Source organism: Psychromonas sp. KJ10-10 (genome assembly GCF_047323245.1).
Taxonomy (GTDB): domain Bacteria; phylum Pseudomonadota; class Gammaproteobacteria; order Enterobacterales; family Psychromonadaceae; genus Psychromonas.
In genome coordinates this window covers 1,402,447-1,418,397 of the sequence record NZ_CP178826.1, presented here as the reverse complement: position 1 = coordinate 1,418,397, position 15,951 = coordinate 1,402,447, and the positions used below count along the sequence as shown (strand labels likewise).

At 38.6% G+C, this 15,951-nt stretch carries 7 protein-coding genes and 8 pseudogenes; 2 read left to right on the top strand and 13 right to left on the bottom strand.

What is annotated here, in order from left to right; genetic code table 11:
- Positions 1-741 precede the first annotated feature (741 nt).
- Both ACLKMH_RS08075 and pnp read right to left on the bottom strand, forming a co-directional pair.
- Positions 742-946: pseudogene (locus tag ACLKMH_RS08075) on the bottom strand (S1 RNA-binding domain-containing protein); the annotation flags it as partial.
- A gap of 68 nt (positions 947-1,014) precedes the next feature.
- Positions 1,015-3,120: pseudogene (gene pnp / locus ACLKMH_RS08070) on the bottom strand (polyribonucleotide nucleotidyltransferase).
- Positions 3,121-3,436: 316 nt separating this feature from the next.
- On the opposite strand from pnp, the pseudogene ACLKMH_RS08065 reads away from it, so the two are divergent.
- Positions 3,437-4,726, top strand: a pseudogene (locus ACLKMH_RS08065) (cation:proton antiporter).
- Between the two features lie 126 nt (positions 4,727-4,852).
- Here ACLKMH_RS08065 and rpsO read toward each other — a convergent pair.
- The 6 genes and pseudogenes from rpsO to ACLKMH_RS08035 all read right to left on the bottom strand — a co-directional run bounded on the left by rpsO (position 4,853) and on the right by ACLKMH_RS08035 (position 7,947).
- Positions 4,853-5,122 carry a 30S ribosomal protein S15 gene (rpsO, locus tag ACLKMH_RS08060; RefSeq protein ID WP_413701548.1) on the bottom strand — a complete coding sequence of 90 codons (270 nt, stop codon included), beginning with the start codon at positions 5,120-5,122 and terminating at the stop codon, positions 4,853-4,855.
- A gap of 147 nt (positions 5,123-5,269) precedes the next feature.
- The gene (locus tag ACLKMH_RS08055; protein WP_413701547.1) at positions 5,270-5,449 is read right to left on the bottom strand and encodes a hypothetical protein; all 180 of its coding nucleotides are present in this window, start codon (positions 5,447-5,449) and stop codon (positions 5,270-5,272) included.
- Positions 5,403-6,075 (bottom strand): annotated as a pseudogene (locus ACLKMH_RS08050) (ABC transporter ATP-binding protein). The gene ACLKMH_RS08055 and the pseudogene ACLKMH_RS08050 overlap by 47 nt, the downstream one beginning before the upstream one ends.
- Positions 6,072-6,584, bottom strand: a complete 513-nt coding sequence (locus ACLKMH_RS08045) for an ABC transporter permease subunit (RefSeq protein WP_413702285.1) — start codon at positions 6,582-6,584, stop codon at positions 6,072-6,074. Before ACLKMH_RS08045 ends, ACLKMH_RS08050 begins: the two are co-directional and overlap by 4 nt.
- Positions 6,542-6,889: an ABC transporter permease subunit gene (locus ACLKMH_RS08040; protein WP_413701546.1), complete on the bottom strand. Its 348-nt coding sequence runs from the start codon at positions 6,887-6,889 to the stop codon at positions 6,542-6,544. Before ACLKMH_RS08040 ends, ACLKMH_RS08045 begins: the two co-directional genes overlap by 43 nt.
- 98 nt (positions 6,890-6,987) lie before the next feature.
- Complete coding sequence (locus ACLKMH_RS08035) at positions 6,988-7,947, bottom strand: ABC transporter substrate-binding protein (protein WP_413701545.1); 960 nt, start codon at positions 7,945-7,947, stop codon at positions 6,988-6,990.
- Positions 7,948-8,357: 410 nt separating this feature from the next.
- Between ACLKMH_RS08035 and ACLKMH_RS08030 the strand changes: the two are divergent.
- Positions 8,358-9,728 (top strand): annotated as a pseudogene (locus ACLKMH_RS08030) (L-serine ammonia-lyase).
- 126 nt (positions 9,729-9,854) lie between these two features.
- On the opposite strand, the gene ACLKMH_RS08025 reads toward ACLKMH_RS08030, so the two are convergent.
- The 5 genes and pseudogenes from ACLKMH_RS08025 to nusA form a co-directional block, all read right to left on the bottom strand.
- Positions 9,855-10,064, bottom strand: coding sequence for a hypothetical protein (locus ACLKMH_RS08025; protein WP_413701544.1), 210 nt, complete (start codon positions 10,062-10,064; stop codon positions 9,855-9,857).
- A 228-nt stretch (positions 10,065-10,292) separates the two neighbouring features.
- A pseudogene (truB, locus tag ACLKMH_RS08020) lies at positions 10,293-11,226 on the bottom strand (tRNA pseudouridine(55) synthase TruB).
- A complete protein-coding gene (gene rbfA, locus ACLKMH_RS08015; RefSeq protein ID WP_413701543.1) occupies positions 11,226-11,657 on the bottom strand; it encodes a 30S ribosome-binding factor RbfA in 432 nt (143 codons plus the stop codon). Before rbfA ends, truB begins: the two are co-directional and overlap by 1 nt.
- A 117-nt stretch (positions 11,658-11,774) precedes the next feature.
- Positions 11,775-14,412: pseudogene (gene infB / locus ACLKMH_RS08010) on the bottom strand (translation initiation factor IF-2).
- Positions 14,413-14,434: 22 nt separating this feature from the next.
- Positions 14,435-15,940: pseudogene (nusA, locus tag ACLKMH_RS08005) on the bottom strand (transcription termination factor NusA).
- Positions 15,941-15,951: the final 11 nt, after the last annotated feature.

Sequence of the window (15,951 nt, the reverse complement as noted above, 5' to 3'; positions counted from 1 at the left end):
TGCTCCTGCAGAGGTTTCACGGCTGTTCCTCAAAGAAAGATTTCGTCTCGCTTTAAGTTTGATGATTCGGCCAACAAAGATATCAATAATAATCCTTTAAAAGTTTATTAATTAAACAAAAAATGATCTTAAATAATACAAATATACTACTAACATAAGCTATTTCACGTTTTTAGTTAAATTACGTTTTTTTATTTATTTGCTATTGCTTATCAAAAAAATAAGCACTTGTGGTTAATTTTGTTAAAAAGAATAAAAAACATACAAAATTAACAGGCCAGTATCAATAATTTACAAAAATGATTATTTTCAATTGCATTCGTTTAGCACCTTTTTGAATAAAAAAATGCTATTTTATTACAAACGCAAAACACATTTGTATTATTATATTTTAATTTTCCGATTTGTATGAAATAAAGTATATAAATTTATATTTTTCTGCAGGCATAAAAAAGCAAGCCGAAGCTTGCTTTAATAAGAGTCAATTTTTAAAAATTATTCAGCGACTTCTTTAATACTTAGATAATCAGGGCCTTGGCGACTTACTTTAAAAGCATAGCTTCTAGTACTTTAACCTTAACGACTTGACCTTCTTTTAGATGCTCTGAAACTTTTTGTATAGGCTCTTCACCTTTATTTAAGGAAAGAGCTGTGAGATGTGTACTAAACCATCTTTAAAAATTTTTCTACAGGTATAAAAAAGGAAACCGAAGTTTCCTTTTTATCTAATCAACTCAATAATTATTCAGCGGCTGGGGCTTCTTTCTTTTCAGCGGCTTCTTTAATACTTAGATGGTCACGGCCTTGGCGACTTACTTTTAAACCATGGCTTCTAGTACTTTAACCTTAACAACTTGACCTTCTTTTAGATGGTCTGAAACTTTTTGTACACGCTCTTCACCGTTATTTAAGGAAAGAGCTGTGAGATGTGTACTAAGCCATCTTTTAAAATTTTTCTTCGCCTATAAAAAGGAAACCGAAGTTTCCTTTTTATCTAATCAACTCAATGATTATTCAGCTGACTGGTGCTTCTTTCTTTTCAGCGACTTCTTTGATACTTAGACGTACACGGCCTTGGCGATCTACTTCTAGTACTTTAACTTTAACTACTTGACCTTCTTTCAAGTGATCAGACACTTTCTGAACACGTTCTTCACAGATTTGTGAGATGTGAACTAAACCGTCTTTACCAGGAAGGATGTTAACGAATGCACCGAAATCAGCTAAACGAACAACTTTACCTTCGTAGATAGTACCTACTTCAACTTCAGCTGTTAACGCTTTAATGCGATTGATTGCATCATCAGCTTGCTCGCCAGAAGTTGCTTCGCGATTTTAACTGTACCATCATCTTCAATTTCAATCGTTGTACCTGTTTCTTCACAAAGTGCACGAATTGTTGCGCCACCTTTACCAATAACATCACGGATTTTATCAGTGTTGATTTTCAGTGTGTGAATACGTGGAGCAAACTGAGAAATATCAGAGCGACCTTCAGAAATCGCTTCATCCATCACAGTTAAGATATGTAAACGTCTTGCTTTTGCTTGGTTTAACGCAATTTGCATGATTTCACGAGTGATACCTTCGATTTTGATATCCATTTGTAAAGCAGTGATACCGTTAGTTGTACCCGCTACTTTAAAGTCCATATCACCAAGATGATCTTCATCACCTAAGATATCAGAAAGAACAACGAACTCTTCGCCTTCTTTAACTAGACCCATCGCGATACCAGCAACAGATGCTTTAAGAGGAACACCAGCATCCATAAGTGCTAGAGATGAACCACAAACAGAAGCCATTGAAGATGAACCGTTAGATTCAGTGATTTCAGATACAACACGAACTGTGTATGGGAATTCTTCAACTGTAGGCATTACTGCTAATACACCACGTTTAGCTAGACGACCGTGACCAATTTCACGACGCTTAGGAGAACCAACAAAACCAGTTTCACCTACACAGTATGGAGGGAAGTTGTAATGTAATAAGAAGTGATCTTTCTTCTCACCCATTAGGCTGTCGATGATTTGAGCATCACGTTGTGTTCCAAGTGTCGCTGTTACTAACGCTTGAGTTTCACCACGTGTAAATAGTGAAGAACCGTGAGTACGTGGTAATACACCAGTACGAACGTCAAGTGCACGAACACTTTCAGGGTCACGACCATCGATACGAGGCTCACCTTTGATGATGCGCGTACGTACAACAGTTTTTTCTAAATCATGTAAGTATTCACCTACTTGTTTCATGACTAATTCTTCATCAGCGGCTAATAATTTTTCTTTAACTTCTGCAGTGATAGCTTTAATTGCGTCGTAACGCTCGCCTTTATCACTGATTTGGTAAGCTTCTTCAAAACGCGCTTGTGCTTCTGTTGCAACAAGCCGCATCTAATGCTTCGTTTCGCACTGGTGCAGTCCAATCCCATGCAGGGCGAGCTACTTCAGCGACAAACTCTTTGATTGCTTCAACAACAACTTGTTGCTCATCGTGACCGTATACTACAGCGCCTAACATTACGTCTTCGCTTAAAATACCTGCTTCAGATTCAACCATTAATACTGCATTGTCAGTACCAGACACGACTAAATCTAGTTCACTTGTTTCTAATTCTGTTTTAGTTGGGTTAAGTAGGTATTGACCTTCTTTGTAACCAACACGAGCACAACCGATAGGACCGTTAAAAGGCATACCAGAGATAGACAGTGCCGCAGATGTTGCAATCATAGCAACGATATCTGGGTTAACTTCTGGGTTGATTGAAACAACAGTTGCAATCACTTGTACTTCGTTTTTGAAACCTTCAGGGAAAAGAGGACGAACTGGACGGTCAATAAGACGTGCAATTAACGTTTCTTCTTCAGATGGGCGACCTTCACGCTTGAAGAAACCACCTGGTATTTTACCCGCGACGTATGTTTTTTCTTGGTAGTTAACAGTCAGAGGGAAGAAATCACGCTCTTGATCATCTGCATTTTTACCAACAACAGAAACGAATACACAGGTATCGTCCATGCTACACATTACAGCGACAGTTGCTTGACGAGCAATTACGCCTGTTTCTAGTGTTACCGTATGTTCACCATACTGGAAACTTTTAACAATAGGAGTCATTTTTTCCTTTAATATTATATTTAATTTTATGCTTTTTATCGCGAGCATAGTATACGTCAAAGTTTTTGCTTTAGAACGTTTTTAAGATATTTATTTTAAAATAACAAAGTATCAGTAAGAATCTAAATTATGAACTCAATCAGTAATCACGCAATTATTTATATTGCCAATTAAAATGTGTAACATAATTCAAACTTTAACGTTACAAAATAGCAACCTAGACTTTCAACAAGCATTTAGACAACAAATAATAGCTTTAATTTAGGTTACATTTTATATTCCAAGTCCTTCATGCCCATTTAACCGAGAATTCAACATGACTGTTTATGCAACCCTATGCTTTTTAGCGGCAGTTGCTATGCTAATAACCTTCTTAAATAGCAAAATTAGTAAAATACAAAGTACTATTGCCATCACAGCTGGCTCATTAATGTTATCGTTAATTATATTAATTATTGGTAAAAACAGCTTTTTCCATTACAAGAAATAGCGACGGAGCAACTTGATAAAATTGATTTCAACACGTTTTTGTTAAAGGGTATTTTAGGATTCCTTTTATTTGCAGGTGGTCTGGGCATTAAGCTTGGACATATAAAAGATCAAAAATGGGAAATTACAGTTTTAGCATTAGGTGCGACTTTATTTTCAACCTTTTTTATTGGTTACGTGCTTTTTTATCTTTGCCAGTTATTAGGCCTTCAATTTGATTTGATTTATTGCTTATTATTTGGCGCGCTTATTTCTCCTACCGATCCGATTGCTGGTTCTGGCAATTGTTAAAAATCTTAATGCACCTAAACGTATCTCCACACAAATTGAGGGGGAGTCTTTATTTAATGACGGTTTTGGCTTGGTTATTTTTGTTACCTTATACAGCATCGCCTTTTCCGAGACACAACCAACGCTAGTTAGCGTTAGTGAATTATTTGTACATGAAGCGATTGGTGGCATTATTTATGGCTTTGCTTTGGGTTTAATTTTTCATTATTTAATCAGTGCAACAAATGACCATTCAATGGAATTGTTATTAACCATAGGCATTCCCACTGCAGGTTATGTTTTCGCTGATATCATCGGTGTTTCTGGGCCTCTTGCCATGGTAGTCGCTGGGATCATGATTGGAAACTGGACTCGTATAAAAGGCTTTTCCAAAGAAAGTATTAAATTACTGGATCACTTTTGGGAATTAGTCGATGAATTTTTAAATGGGATCCTATTTCTACTGATTGGTTTAAGCATGTTAGCCTATAATTTTCACCAGGAAGATTGGATATTAATGTTAATTGCAATCCCATTAACATTAGTTGCACGCTACCTGAGCATACAAGGCTCATACCTTATCTTTAATCGATTCCGTGAATATAACCCTTACTCGGTGGTGATATTAACTTGGGGAGGTTTACGTGGTGGATTAGCACTTGCCATGGCGATGGCGATACCAAGCGAGCATAATGGTTATTACTGATAAACAAATTGATGTTCGCGAAATTATTTTAGTAATGACTTATTCTACGGTTTTTTCTCTATCCTAGTGCAAGGTTCAACTATCACACCATTGATCAATAAAGCAAAAGCTTGGCAAGAGAAGCAACAGTCAGAGTCTTAAAAAGCATTTAGAAAAGTGGCACTAACACTTAGTGCCACTATTTTTTGCATTGTATCAAAAACAAAAAGTACAAAAACAAAAAAAGAGCCCTGAGGCTCTTTTTTATAAACAAGATTTAAGTCGAAATTAACGACGTAGACCTAGCTCAGCAATTACTTTAGTGTAAGCAGTAACATCTTTACGCTTTAAGTAATCTAATAATTTACGACGTTGAGCAACCATACGTAATAGACCACGACGGCTGTGGTGATCATGGATGTGCTCTTTAAAATGGCCTTGTAAATGGTTGATCTGTGCTGTGTACAAAGCAACTTGTACTTCAGATGAACCAGTATCGTTTTCTGAACGACCAAATTTTGCTACAATTTCAGCTTTCTGTTCTGCACTTAGTGACATAACAAACTCCGATATTTTGTGGTTATGTGAATAACCTATTTAAATTATTATCGCCGATCACTAATTCAGCGATAAAGTGAGACGCGGATTTTACGGGTGATTAACCCATTAAGCAATAGTTATTAGAATAAAGTTTAATTTAAAACCTTAATCGCCTAATAAAAGCTTATCATCATCCAACTCTTCTCCATCAGTGCGCGCTTGAGCGAATAAATTTAATAAATCTTTCACTTGATAATTAGCACGTTCTTCACCTGACAAATCAAAAATAATTTTACCTTCATGAAGCATCACTGTACGTGAACCATGATCTAAAGCTTGACGCATAGAGTGAGTCACCATCATCACGGTTAATTGTTTTTTCTTTAATAATTTGTGATGTGATATCCATAATTAAAGCGGCAGTTTTAGGATCAAGTGCGGCAGTATGCTCATCTAATAATAGAATCGAGCTTGGTTGCAACGCAGACATAAGTAGACTGACTGATTGACGTTGTCCGCCAGATAATAAACCCATCTGGCTTTCTAGGCGGTTTTCAATGCCTAAATTCAAACGTGCTAACTGCTCACGGAAGATTTCTCGTGTTTTACTATTTAGTGCAGATGAAAGGCGTCCTCTTTTACCGCGCCCATATGCTAGCGCCATATTTTCTTCGACGGTTAAATCACCACAGGTACCCGCAAGCGGATCTTGAAAAACACGTGCGATATCTGCTGGTTCTACCCGTTGCGGGTAACTTTGTGACATCACGGTCACCAAAGAATATTTGACCAGCAGTACTTGGAATATCACCTGCAATCGTATTTAACAGTGTCGATTTACCCGCACCGTTAGAGCCAATCACAGTAACAAACTCACCCTGCGGGATAGTAAAATCAACACCTCGTAGCGCTAGTTTTTCAGTAGGTAAACCACGGTTAAATGTGACATGTAAATCTTTACAACGGATCATGCATTGTTCCTTTCTGCTTGTTTCGCTTTCCATTCATTACGTAACTTAGGAAAAATTAACGCTAACGCAACTAATACCGCAGTGATCAGATTTAAATCTGATGCGCTAAAGCCTAAGAAGTCAGCATTAAGTGCCATCGAAACGGCTAATCGGTATAAAACAGAGCCAACAATACAACTTAATACAATAACGTACATCGAACGGCTAGCAAATAAAGATTGTCCGATAATCACAGCGACTAAACCCACAACAATCGTACCTATCCCCATTGTTGAATCGGCAAAACCATTGGTTTGTGTAAACAACGCACCAGCAAGTCCAACTAATCCATTAGAAAGTGCTAATCCAGCATAGACTTTTTCTTTAACAACAATACCATTTGCCTGTGCCATGCGTTTATTTGAACCAACCGCGCGCATTGCTAATCCATATTGTGTATTTAGGAACCAAGCAACAACTAGGGCCCCTACCACTGCACAAACAGCAACAAAAATAACGCGCATGTACATATCAGGCAATCCGAAGATACCTTCAAAGGAGTCAAAATCGTTGGCTCCATAATTAACGCGACATTCGGCTTACCCATAACACGTAAATTAATGGTGTAGAGTGCAGTCATGGTCAAAATACTGGCTAACAGATGCAAAATATCAAAACGTAAATTCAGCCATGCAGTTACTAAACCAGCACAAGCGGCGACAAGTGTTCCCGCGACGGTTGCTAAAAATACGTTTACACCCATAACAATCAGAGTGGCGGTAACAGTCGCGCCAAGTGTGAAGTCGCCGTCAACGGTTAAATCAGGAAAATCCAAGATACGGAAAGTAAGATAGACACCAATGGCAACTAAACCATAAATGAGGCCGATTTCTAACGTACCTAAAAAGAAAAGAGAGACATTAATATTACTTCTTATTTAATAACTTTAGTTGCACGTGTTAGTACAGATTCAGGAACAGCAACACCCATTTTTGTCGCCATTGCAGGGTTTACATATAAGTTAGTCCCCTGAGCCATTTTTACATCTATTGAGCCTGGTTTTTCGCCATTTAAAACACGAATAACCAAATCACCTGTTTGGCGACCTAAATCGAAGTAATCATAACCAACAGCGACTACTGCACCACGTGTTACTGTATCTGTATCACCAGCAAAGACTGGAATTTGAGCGTCAATACCCACTTTGATAACAGATTCAACCGCACTAATGATAGTGTTATCAATAGGACAATAGATTGCATCAACCTTACCCACTAACTGTTTCGTTGCAATCATTACATCCGAAGATTTAGGAGCTGCAGACTCTACTACTTCGATACCCATTTCAGTGGCAGTTGCTTTTAATGCGGCAACACTTGATACTGAATTCGCTTCGCCTGGATTATAAGGCACACCGACAGTTTTTAGATTTGGTACAAATTCTTTAATTAATTCTAGGTGTTGTTTAACGTTTACCATGTCCGATAAACCAGTTACATTGCTACCTGGTTTTTCTAAACTAGGTACTAATTTCGCACCGAGAGGATCTGTTACAGCAGAAAACACAATTGGAATATCTTTACTAACACTCACAGCGACTTGTGCCGATGGCGTTGCAATAGCAACGATAACATCAGGTTGATCACCTACCATTTTACGCGCAATTTGGGACGCAATTGCTGGTTGTCCCTGTGCACTTTCATAGGTGAATTTAAGATTATCATCGTCATAGCCATTTTCATTTAAAACGACTTTAATACCATCACGAACAGCATCTAATGCAGGATGCTCAACAATGGCAGTAGTGGCGACATAAGTTGTTTTAGCCTGTAAACCAGCACACAAAACAAGCGTTGATAATGCTATCGTTTTAATGATCGAATTTAGCTTCATTTTATATTCCTTAATATATGAATTTATAATTATGTTGTTTTTTTACTTTCATGCTTAAATAGGGTTCTATCTGTAGGTTTCACAGAGGAAACTAACCTTATCAGCTAAATAAGATAATGTAAAAACACGAAGAATAAATGTAATGCACTAGCACTATTTAATTAAAATAATATGCATTGTGTTGTTTCACTAATCTAGATTTTAGCTTTCAGCAGTATGGCCCGAGTTCGTTCGCAAAATACTGAGCTATATTATGAAATATATGATCAAGCAAACATTAATAGCAAGCAATTCTACGACTGCTGTTTTATCACATATACTCAGCTTTTAGATTAACCGCGCAAACTTATTATTATGTGCTTTTAAAAATGCTTTTAAAAACATAGTGGTAAACGACAAGGATAAAAATAATGCATAGTGTTTTCGATATATTTAAAATTGGTATTGGTCCCTCTAGTTCACACACTTTAGGGCCAATGAAAGCGACTAAACAGTTTATTGATGCGTTAAAACAGGTGACTCAACTTTCAAATATCAGTGCACTCAGTGTTGATGTACATGGTTCATTAGCTTTGACAGGTAAAGGGCATCATACGGATATCGCAATTATCTTAGGCCTTGCTGGTTATGAGGCTGAATTTGTTGATCTTGATATTATTCCTTCTTTTGTTGAGCAGGTTAAACAAACACTGATTCTTCCTATTAATCTCGGTACACATGAGGTCAACTTCTCTCATCATGCGATTAATTTTATTAACGATGCATTGCCACTGCATGAAAATGCTATGGTATTCCATGCATTTTCTGAAAACATGCCCGTATTCTCACAAACCTATTATTCCATAGGTGGGGGGTTTATTGTTGAAGAAAGCCACTTTAATGATAAACAAAATACCCATCTTAACCTCCCGTACCTTTTTAGTAACGCGGAACAATTACTTGAACAGTGCGAGAAGAGCAATATTAGTATTAGTACGTTAATGATGAGGAATGAATGCAAAAATAACTCAGAAAAAAATATTATGTTACGTTTTGCTCAAATTTGGCAAACAATGAATGAAAGCATTACTCGTGGTTGTGAAACAGAGGGAGTACTCGCAGGGCCTTTACAATTACCTCGACGAGCACCAGCACTTTATCAGCAACTTATTAAAGAAAAAGATCTTAATACAGATCCTATGTTACTCATTGATTGGGTAAACATGTTTGCCCTTGCTGTTAGTGAAGAAAATGCGGCAGGGGGACGTGTTGTTACTTCTCCAACTAATGGTGCGGCGGGAATTATCCCAGCAGTACTTTCTTATTATAATAAATTTGTTTCTCCTTTAAATGAAGACTTAATCAGCAGGTTTTTATTAACCGCAGTATGCTATTGGAGGGTTATTTAAAAGCAATGCATCTATCTCTGGTGCTGAAGTTGGTTGCCAAGGAGAAATAGGTGTTTCTTGTTCTATGGCGTGCAGCAGGTCTTACCGAAATATTAGGAGGCACACCGGTGCAAGTGGCACAAGCGGACAGAAATTGCCATGGAACATCATTTAGGTTTAACCTGTGATCCAGTAGCCGGGCAAGTACAAGTGCCCTGTATTGAACGAAATGCAATTTCATCCATGAAGGCGATTAATGCTTCTCGTATGGCATTAAGACGTAGTTCGCAAGCGAGTGTCTCTCTCGATAAGGTGATTGCAACTATGTATGCAACGGGTAAGGATATGAATGCCAAATACCGTGAGACCTCTCAAGGAGGGCTAGCAATCAATATTGCTTATACTTGTACTTAATAAAGGCTTGAGGGCTTGAATGCTTGAAAGCTTGAAGGCTTAAAAGCTTGAAGCCTTACAGCCCTAAAGCTTTACAGCCCTATAGCTTTACAGCCTTACAGCCTTATAGCCTTATAGCCTTACAGTCTATATTTCTACTTCTAGCCCAATGTTGGTACAGCCTTTTAGGCATTTTACGCCAGTTTCCTGTTCACTAGATACACTAAGTTGCAAGGGTTGATCACAGGAAACACACAACACAGTTTGTCCCTTACCTATCTTTTTAATCATATTTTTCTGCTCATTAAAGGATTTAGCAGAAGATTTATTGATTGTCGTAAAATCAAGTTTAGTCATAATTGAATCTTAATTATATATCCGAAGATTTCTGAAGCAATTTAACGCTTCAAGGCTAAGCAATTTTGGGAAAGATCAAGGCGAAAGCACGGAGCTTGGTTTACCAAATACTGCGCACGTCCTGTGCTCCGCCCTTCGGGCCATCCTACGGATGTTCAAATTTATTCCAGATAAATTTGTGAGTACTTTCAACGCAGAGATTTCCTAAAATTGCGACGCATTGAATTGTTAAAGGTTTACGAGGCGCTTGGGTGCGATCAATCCATCATCGTTCATTTCCCCCATACCAATAAAGGTATGAGCTTCACCCACAGTAATGCGCACTAAGGTATTATCTGGCGCACCAAATACCTGCACAGGTTGACCATGTAACATATAATCCCCCATCTCATCACTGATATTCACTTCAGGGTAATTTTTCACCGCAGTATCCATATCAAGTAATTGAGTATCAAGTAACTGATACGGGCTAATATCTTGCTCTTTTGCTTGTTCAATTAAAGCATCTAATTGTTCAATAGTGACCATTCGCTGATAAGGATAATCAGCTACCTGCGTACGACGTAACATTGAAACATGCGCCCCACAACCAAGTAACTCACCCAAGTCATCAGTAATAGTACGAATGTAAGTACCTTTACTAACATGAATATCAAGATCAATCTCATCACCTTCAAAGCGTAATTGATTGAGCTCATAAACAGTAATAGGGCGAGCAGGTCTATCGATAGTAATACCTTCACGCGCATATTTATACAAAGGTTTCCCTTCAAATTTAAGTGCTGAATACATCGAAGGAACTTGCATAATATCACCACGAAAGGTTTCTAATGCAATATCAAGTTGCTCTTGTGTTACTGCTACAGGCTTTTCACAAACTACTTCCCCCTGTGAATCACTAGTATCAGTACGAACACCCAGTTTGACAGTGACAATATAACGTTTATCTGAATCGAGCAAAAATTGCGAAAACTTAGTCGCTTCACCTAAGCGAGATCGGAAGCATACCAGTAGCAAGAGGATCCAGCGCACCAGTATGTCCCGCTTTATTCGCGTAAAAAATACGTTTAACACGTTGCAATGCATGGTTAGAACTAATATCTGTTGGTTTATCTAATAAAAGTACTCCGTTGATACTACGGCCTTTACCACGTCTTGCCATTATATATTTTCCTTTGAAACAGTTTCTTCATCTTGCTCTTCTTCATCGATTCGACCAGAAGCGACAATTTTAACTTTATCGTTTTTAACGGCACCAGTAACTAATTCAGAAATACGTAAACCTTCGATAAGTGTTTCATCAAAGCAAAAACGCACTTCAGGTACAATTCTTAAACGCATTGCTTTACCTAATAAACGACGAATATAACCAGAAGCTGAATTTAAGCCCGCTAATGATTCTTCGTTAGTTTGGTCGCCAATCGTCAAAAAGGTAACAAATACTTTTGCGTAGGCTAAATCACGAGTGATATCCACACCTGAAATCGTTACCATGCCAATACGCGGATCTTTAACCTCTTGTTGTAAAATACGCGCTAATTCTTTTTGAACTTGTTGCGAAACACGTGAGGTACGGCTGTAATCATTTGCCATTATTTACTCCTAGATCAACGATGTGATCACTATTCTATCTATAAATGTTATTGCCAATGACTATGAACAACAATGGAGGCACTTAGCCTCCATTGTTAACGTCATTATGCTTGAAAATTAAAGAGTTCGTTTAACTTCAATAATTTCAAATACTTCTATTTGGTCACCAACGCGTACGTCATTGTAGTTCTTAACACCAACACCACATTCCATACCATTTCGTACTTCTTCTGCATCATCTTTAAAACGACGTAGAGATTCAAGTACACCTTCGTAAATAACCACATTATCACGTAATACACGAATTGGATTATTACGTTTGATTTTACCTTCAATAACCATACAACCAGCAATCGCGCCAATTTTTGGAGATTTGAAAACATCACGTACATCTGCAATACCAGTGATTTCCTGTTTAAACTCAGGAGCTAATAATCCACCCATTGCCGATCTAACTTCATCGATAAGATCATAAATAATGCTGTAGTAATGTAAATCAACCGCTTCGTTATCAATTAACTTACGCGCTGATGCATCTGCACGTACGTTGAAGCCGATGATAATTGCACCAGAAGCAGAGGCTAAAGATGCATCTGTTTCTGTAATTCCACCCACACCACGACCAATAATATTAACTTTAACTTCATCAGTCGATAATTTACTTAGTGAATCACAAATTGCTTCAAGTGAACCTTGAACATCGGCTTTAAGTACGATGTTAAGCTCAGAAACTTCACCCGCTTCCATGTTAGTAAACATGTTATCAAGTTTCGCTTTCTGTTGACGTGCTAGTTTAATATCACGGAATTTACCTTGACGATAAAGCGCAACTTCACGTGCTTTTTTCTCATCTTTAACAACAGTTGCTTCATCACCGGCTTGTGGCACACCTGATAAACCTAACACTTCCACAGGAATAGATGGACCAGTTGCTTCGATAGGCTTACCGTTCTCATCACGCATCGCACGAACACGGCCATATTCAAGGCCACAAAGTACGATGTCACCTTGTTTAAGTTCACCCTGTTGTACCAGAATAGAAGCTACCGGACCACGACCTTTATCAAGACGAGATTCAATAACAACACCTGATGCAGGACCAGTCGCAACGGCCTCTAAATCTAACATTTCCGCTTGTAAAAGAATGCTATCGAGTAAATCATCAACGCCAGTACCCACTTTAGCTGAAACGTGTGCGAAGATATTTTCACCGCCCCACTCTTCAGAAATAACGTCATGTTGAGAAAGCTCAGTTTTAACACGATCAGGATCAGCGACTTCTTTATCAATTTTATTCACAGCAACAATTAATGGTACTTCCGCGGCTTTCGCATGCTGGATAGCTTCAATTGTTTGCGGCATAACACCATCGTCGGCGACAACTACTAGCACAACGATATCCGTTGCTTTAGCACCACGAGAACGCATTGATGTAAAGGCGACATGTCCAGGAGTATCCAGGAATGAAATCATACCTTTATCAGTATCTACATGATAAGCACCAATGTGCTGAGTAATACCACCGGCTTCACCATCTGCTACTTTAGCACGACGAATATAATCAAGAAGAGATGTTTTACCATGGTCAACGTGACCCATAATAGTAACAACAGGTGCACGAGAAGTGCTTACACCGCCTTCCTGTGCTTCAGCCATAACTGATTCTTCTAACTCATTTTCTTTAGTTAGAATAACTTTGTGGCCCATTTCTTCAGCAACAAGTGTTGCAGTTTCTTGGTCAATCACTTGGTTGATAGTCGCCATTGCGCCCATCTTCATCATTTCTTTAATGACTTCTGTTGCTTTAACAGCCATTTTACTTGCTAATTCAGCAACTGTGATGGTTTCACCGATTCGAACATCACGCTCAACTTTTGCGACAGGTTTTTCAAATGCTTGCTGAAGAACTGAAGGTGTCGCTACGCGTGATTTTTTACCACGACGTCCACGGCGACCTTGAGGGGCAACAACAGGTCGCTGCAGTTGCTTTTTTCTTCTTCTTACGATGAACTTGACCTTCCGCTTTAGTATCAGAAGCATCTTCTGCTTCTTGGGTCTGCCGCAGATGAAGTCACATGGAAGTCACGTTCAGCTTCTTCTTTTTTACGTTGAGCTTCTTCTTTAGCCCAACGTTCTGCATTTTCTTCCGCTAATTTTTTAGCAAGAATAGTCTGCTCTTGTGCTTTTTTCTCAGCCTTAGCAAGTGCCTCTTTTTCCGCTTTAGCTAATAATTCAGCGGCTTCTTTTTCAGCGAGCAATTTGCTCTGGCGATTTTTCTACTTTGGCGACAACTTGCTTTTCTTTATTCGCTGAAGGCTGCTTTTTTAGCTTTTTCATCTGCTAATTTTTTGGTCGCTAATTTTTCAGCTTATAGCTTTTCAGCCTGTGCTTTTTTAGCTTCAATTTCAGCTTCTAATTTAGCCTGAATAGTCGCTTCTTCTGCCGCTTTTGCCGCATTTTCTGCTTCAACTTCAGTGTCAGTACGTTTTACATAGGTACGCTTCTTACGAACTTCTACGTTCACAGATTGGCCTTTAACATTCAACGTTGATTTGGTTTTACGTTGTAAGGTCATTTTTTTCTTTTGTTCGCCACCGTGTAGCTTTTGCAAATAAACTGTAAGCGTTTCTTTTTCTTGTAAGCTTACTTTTTCTGATACTGTTTTTTTAATACCGGCATCGGCAAATTGTTTAACCAGAGTTTCTGGTGTTTTGTTTAGCTCTTTTGCGAGCTCATTCAATAAAATATCTGACATTATTTTTTTCTCCTATCTGTGCTTATTCAGCATCTTCGCTAAACCAACAGATGTTACGTCGCGACCATAATAAGCTCACCCGCTTTTTCTTCGTTTAATTCTTCAATCTCAATCAGGTCATCAACAGCTTGTTCTGCTAAATCTTCAAGTGTGATGATACCTTTGCTTGCAAATACATATGCAAGGTGAGCTTCTAATCCTTCTAGCGCCAGTAAATCATCCGCAGGTGTTGCGCCTTCTAGATTCTCTTCTCTTGCTAACGCTTTAGTCGCTAGGACATCTTTTGCTCGCGTACGTAATTCATCAACCATCTCTTCATCAAGACCTTCGATTTCAAGTAGCTCATTAACAGGTACGTAAGCAATCTCTTCTAGAGATGTGAAACCTTCATCAACTAATACACCAGCGAAGTCTTCATCGATATCAAGTGCATCCGTAAATACGCTGATCACGCTATCTGCTTCAGCTTGATGCTTCGCTTTCAACTCAGCAACCGTCATAACATTTAACGTCCATCCAGTTAGCTCTGAAGCTAAACGAATGTTTTGACCATTGCGTCCAATCGCCTGTGCAAGGTTATCTTCTTCAACAGCAATGTCCATACTGTTAGTATCTTCGTCAACAACAATAGATGCAACTTCTGCTGGTGACATTGCATTGATTGCAAACTGAGCAGGATTTTCATCCCATAAGATGATGTCAACACGTTCACCACCTAACTCACTAGAAATAGCTTGAACACGCGCACCACGCATACCAACACATGCTCCAACAGGGTCAATACGTTGATCATTTGTTTTCACTGCTATTTTAGCACGAGAGCCCGGATCACGAGCGGCTGACCATTAAATCAATCATCTCTTCTGCAATTTCTGGCACTTCTAGACGAAATAATTCAATTAACATTTCTGGTCGCGTACGTGTCATAAATAATTGTGCACCACGCGCTTCTGGGCGAACGTCAAATAATAACCCACGTAGACGATCACCTGGACGGAAATTTTCACGTGGTAACATTTCATCACGGAAAATAACAGCTTCTGCATTACCACCTAGGTCAAGCAAAATGTTTTCACGGTTCATGCGTTTAACCACACCCGTAATTAACTCACCTTTTTGCTCTGCATATTGCTCAACAACCTGAGCACGCTCTGCTTCACGAACTTTTTGTACAATAACTTGTTTTGCTGTTTGTGTGGTAATACGATCAAATTTTACCGAATCAATTTCATCTTCGATATATTCACCAATTTGAATCTCTGCATTATCAAACTGTGCCTGCTTCAAAGGTCATTTCTGAACATGGGCTTTCCATTTCAGCATCAGGTGCTAGCACTAACCAACGACGAAATGTTTCAAAATCACCTGTTATACGGTCAATCGCAACGCGCACTTCAATTTCTTGTTCATATTTCTTTTTCGTTGCAATCGCTAATGCGCTTTCTAATGCTTCAAAAATCGCTTCACGTGGAAGGCCTTTCTCATTAGAAACTGCTTCTACGACTAATAAAATCTCTTTATTATTCATTTTTCATCGCC